Source organism: Nonomuraea cypriaca (genome assembly GCF_015645445.1).
GTDB lineage: Bacteria > Actinomycetota > Actinomycetes > Streptosporangiales > Streptosporangiaceae > Nonomuraea > Nonomuraea cypriaca.
Map to the genome: position 1 here is coordinate 1 of NZ_JADOGI010000422.1, position 4,256 is coordinate 4,256.

General features: G+C 69.2%; 4 protein-coding genes. 3 read left to right on the forward strand and 1 reads right to left on the reverse strand.

What is annotated here, in order from left to right; translation table 11 throughout:
- The coding region (locus ITP53_RS54160; RefSeq protein WP_195903273.1) for a hypothetical protein at positions 1 to 580 on the reverse strand (580 nt) is incomplete at its 3' end.
- A gap of 344 nt (positions 581 to 924) precedes the next feature.
- Here ITP53_RS54160 and ITP53_RS54165 point away from each other — a divergent pair.
- The 3 genes from ITP53_RS54165 (at position 925) to ITP53_RS54175 (ending at position 4,088) form a co-directional block, all read left to right on the forward strand.
- Entirely contained in the window at positions 925 to 2,241 is a 1,317-nt protein-coding gene (locus tag ITP53_RS54165) for a hypothetical protein (protein ID WP_195903274.1), read from the forward strand.
- Between the two features lie 148 nt (positions 2,242 to 2,389).
- Positions 2,390 to 3,394, forward strand: a complete 1,005-nt coding sequence (locus tag ITP53_RS54170; RefSeq protein ID WP_195903275.1) for a DUF932 domain-containing protein — start codon at positions 2,390 to 2,392, stop codon at positions 3,392 to 3,394.
- A 262-nt stretch (positions 3,395 to 3,656) separates the two neighbouring features.
- The gene (locus tag ITP53_RS54175) at positions 3,657 to 4,088 is read left to right on the forward strand and encodes a hypothetical protein (RefSeq protein ID WP_195903276.1); all 432 of its coding nucleotides are present in this window, start codon (positions 3,657 to 3,659) and stop codon (positions 4,086 to 4,088) included.
- The last annotated feature ends 168 nt before the right edge of the window (positions 4,089 to 4,256 follow it).

Sequence of the window (4,256 nt, forward strand, 5' to 3'; positions counted from 1 at the left end):
CATCGGGGCCGGTGCGGCCGAGGTAGGTCCATTCGATCCTGAGCGGTGACGCGGGGGTGGGGGCGTCGGCGGGGGTCAGCTCGATGATCAGTCGGACGAGGTGGTGGTCAGGTGAGCGGTACAGCTGGTTGAAGGTGTCGTGTTGCCGGACTTCGTTGCGGTAGTACCGGTTGCCCTGCATGCGGCGTTGGTAGCCGTGTTGAGTCAGGGCGCGGGTGTAGGGCAGCGTAAGGGGCATGTACGCGGCGATGTCGGCGCGGTCGTGGTAGTAGTCGCCGAGGATGTCGGTCATGTGGGCGGCGATCATGTAGAAGTCGGGCGGTGCGCCCGGCGTGCATGCCGGGCAGGTGGAGGCGTCTTCGCCGGGGTCGCAATCGCCTCCGAGGGTGAACATCTCCTCGTAGGTGCAGATTTCGAGGAGGCTGCCGTCGTCGCCGCGTTCGGGGCGGGCGATGACGGGTTGCCCGTGGCGGTCGTCCCACATGATCGCCCATCCGGGGCCGTAGTTGGCTAGCGCGCGGGCGTGTCCGGGGCTGACCATGCGGCGGCGGGTGGCGGTGCGGCGGTCGGCGCGTGTCATGCGATGTGCCTTTCGATTTCCCCGGCGGGCTATTCCGGGTGCCGTGTCGGCGGTGTTTACCGCCTAATTCAATGGACGCTCGATCCCCGTATATTTGTCAACCGGGATGCGCATTCATCTCACAGATTCTTTCGTATCGCATTCCGGCATTCAGGCATCGTTCGCCGTCGTCCATTGCAATAGGTGAAGAGCTGGACGCGGGTCGAATGTCAAGCTGATCGCGGAAGTTTCTCATGAGGTGTTTTCGCAGATCGGCGGTTGGTTTTGTTAGGGCAGCCTCTCCAGCCGTTGCGGTGACTAAATTTGTTGGCCGGTCGACTTGCTGTCCGCGTTATGGGCGAGGGATGGTCGTGGCGCAAACAAAACACCGGCCCGGACGGGGTCGGTATAGCGACCGGAAAGGGCGTCACGAAATGGCTATTCACATCGCGGAAATGACCGCTACCGACACCGCCCCCGCTGACGCGGAAACCGCCGTCACCATTCCTTCCGACACCGGGCCTGTGACGGCCCCTGACGGCCCCGACGCCGCAGCCCCGGACACCGACAACACTCCGGACGCGGACGGGCGTGTGGCGGCGGTGTGGGCGGCGCTGAACGCCGAGCCGGGTTCGTCGGCCACGGTGATCGGGGCGGCGGCCGGGCTGAGCCGGATGGTCGCGGGCAAGATCCTCAACCAGCTCGAGACCGAAGGGCAGGCCCGCCGCGAGCCGGGGGTGAACGACGGTCAAACGCGGGGCCGCGCCGCTGACCGATGGTTCCCGATCACGGTCGACACCCCCGTGCCGACCGCTGACGCCTCGGCCTCGACGGATGTCACGCCCGACGAGCCGACCACTTCGGACGCCAACACCGAGAGCGCAGCAGATGAGGAGGTGTTCACCGCCGCCGACCTTCCCCCGGCGGACGAGCTGATCGACGAGGAAGTCCTGACGGGCGAAGAGAACCGCGAACCTGAGGGGCTGAGCGCGGATGGGACGACCGGCGAGGTGCCGGATCGAGCGGATGGCGAAGCTGCCTCAGCCTCTAGCTCCGACCCCTCTGAGGCGAAGCCGGTGACCGATGATCCGGCATGGGCATGCGTTCGGGCGGAACTGACCGAGCTGGTGGATCTGTTCAGCGGAGCGATCATGGCCAAGGACCAGGGGAATGCCGTGATGGCGCTGGGGTGCCTGGAAATGGCCATGACGAAGGCCGCCTCGGCGCACCGGAACGCGCGGGCGGTGCTGACCGGCACCACCGCCGCCCCGGCCCGTTCGGCTGCGACCCGTCCGGGTGCCGCAAGCGGCGCGGGTACGGGAAACGGAGTCCGGACGGGTGTGCTGCGGGACATGGTGCACGCGCACCTGCTCGAGTTCCCGGACAAGGACTTCACCCCGTACGAGATCGGCAAGGTCCTCGACGCCTCCTCCGGCGCGGTGGCCAACGCGTTGGACCGGCTCGTCAGTCTCGGGGACGCGGTGCTGACGTGCGAGCGGCCCCGCCGATTCGCCCTGGCCCCCACCGACGACCTGCCCGACGACGCCCCCACCGGAAGCCCGGCTGAGCCGGGCCACCCGGCCACCGAAACCTCCGGCGGCTGTGCCGGTTGGGGCGGGCCGCCCAAACCGGCCCGCCCCACCCTCCGCGCCGGGCTGCGACACGCCCCTGCCACCCGCTGATCACCGGCGTACCGGCCCTGGCACGGCAGGACCGGACCCCACCACACCCCATCGCGGCGTCGCGTCTGTTTCGCCTGCCTGCACACCACCCCTCATCAGCACGCCTCATCAGCACGCCTCAAAACCGCACATCAGAAAGGGAACTGTCATGGCTCACGAGATCGAGATCTTCGCCAACGGTTCGGCTGGGTTCGCCGCCGCCGGTAAGCCGGGCTGGCACGGGCTCGGCTATACCGCGCCCGGCCCGATGACCGCCGAGGAACTGCTGTCCAACGCCCAGCTCGCGGGATGGAACGTGCGCAAGGTGCCGGTCGGCCAGGTCACCGACCCCCTCACCGGCCTGCCGGTGGTCACGGATGAGGACTTCCTGGTGGTGCGCACCAACCCGGTCACCGGTCAGCCCGAACGGCTCGGCCGGGTCGGCCGTGACTACCAGGTGCTGCAGAACGAGGACGTCACCGGCTTCCTGCAGACCCTCGTGGATGAGTCCGGGGGGATCTTCGACACCGGTGGGTCGCTGAACGAGGGACGCCGGGTGTTCGTCACCATGCGGCTGCCCGAGCCGCTCATGGTCGGCGGGTTCGATCAGATCGACCTGTATCTGGCGGCGCTCTCCCGGCATGACGGGTGGGGGTCGTTCGTCACCGTCGCCACCCCGGTCCGGGTCGTCTGTGCGAACACCGAGCGGGCCGCGCTGGCCCATCACGCCTCGAAGTTCACGGTCCGGCATACCGGCAACGTGGCCGGGCGGATCGCCGAGGCGCGCGAGGCGCTGAAACTGACCTGGAAGCACGGCGAGGCGTTCGCCGCCGAGGCCGAGAAGCTCCTCGCTGCGCCGATGGAGGTCAAGGAGTTCCGGCAGTTCGCCAACCGGCTCCACCCCCTCCCAGCCGACGCCAAGGAACTCGCCAAGCGTAACCACGACCTGACCATGCGGGAGTTGGAGTACCTGTTCGCCCAGGCCCCCACTCAAGAGCCGATCCGCAACACGCGCTGGGCCGCCTACAACGCGGTGACCGAGCGGCTGGACCACAAGAGCCCGGTGTTCGGCAGCCGCGACGTGGCAACCGTCCGAGCGGAGCGGGCCCTGTTGGACAACCACGACAACGCCAAGCTCAAGGCCCGCGCGTTCCGGCTGCTGGCCACGGTCTGAGCGGCCTGTCGGGTACGACCCCCGCGCGGGGCCGTACCCGACGCCACCACCTGACGCGAGGCCCCGGTACGGCCACCACACCCCCGCGCGGCTCCTACGGCAACCCGCGCGTCCGGACGCGTCCCGCGACAACAGCCCGGGCTGCGAGAACCTCGCAACCCTCCCCTTCCCCGCCGCACCGCGCCGCCGGACCGGCCCCGGCCCGTACTGGGCACAGAGGACCACCCTTCACAGCACCGTCACCTGTAGCAAGGAGATCACCATGGGACGACTCGAAGACCTCGCCGTCCAGTACGCCAACGCTGCCCGCTGGGAACTCAACCAGGCCCTGACCCGCATCGTCTGTCTCGATGAGGAGGGCATGCTGCATGACAAGGATTTGGGCCGGATCGCCTACGCCTACCAGCGGTTGTCGTGGTGGCGGCAGGTCACCGACCTCACCCACGGCCGCGAGGAGCCTGTTGGCGGTGCTACCGCGCTGCTGACCGTGCGGCAACGGGCCCACGCCCTGTTGCTCCACGCCCGCCCGGTGACCAACGGCGGCCTGTTCGCCCAAGCGATGGAGGAGTCCCGCCGAGGCGGCGCACGGGCCTTCCTGGACGCGACCGAGAAACTCGCCGAGGCGCTCGCCTTCCCCTCCGATCACGACACCCTTCCGGCCGCCCCCGGCACTCCGGCCACCGCGACTGACTGAGCGGGCCTCGGCCCCGCAAAGTCGCCCGTGACGGCCTGCGCGCTGGGCGCGTGCCACCGGCCCGCGCACCGGCCCCCTCATCCACCCCGCCCGCCTATGCCCTTCTCGGCTCGGACGGGGTGCTGTCCCGGGCTGTCAGCCGTGCGGCAACCCCATGCCCCTCACCCT